The organism is Actinoplanes subtropicus (genome assembly GCF_000721705.1).
Lineage (GTDB): Bacteria > Actinomycetota > Actinomycetes > Mycobacteriales > Micromonosporaceae > Actinoplanes > Actinoplanes subtropicus.
Window position 1 is genome coordinate 1 of record NZ_JOJL01000168.1, and the last position, 314, is coordinate 314.

Annotated in this window: 1 protein-coding gene; it reads right to left on the reverse strand. The window is 67.2% G+C overall.

Annotated elements, in window-relative coordinates; genetic code table 11:
• Positions 1 to 314 (reverse strand): site-specific integrase (locus IH26_RS0152695; RefSeq protein WP_157437917.1); only part of this gene is annotated, 314 nt, incomplete at both ends.

The window sequence follows — 314 nt, forward strand, 5'->3', positions numbered from 1 at the left end:
GAGCCGGAAGCGGGTGGTGGCGTAGTTCGGGTTGATCGGCAGCCCGTCGGATCGGGTGAAAACGTAGCCGGTATCGGTCCACGGTTTGCCGTTCTCGGCAGCCTCCGTCTTGCGGTCCTGCTCGTAGCGGCGGTGTACGCGCAGGATCTGGATGCTGCGTTTGTCCAGGGCGACCGATCGCCTGCCGGCCGGCGTCTTCGGATCACCTTCGACGACCTGGTAGCCGACCGTAGTCCGGTTCCGCTCGATGGTCAGCACGCCGCGGTCGAGGTCGATGTCGCTCCAGCGCAGCCCGCACAACTCGCCCCGGCGCA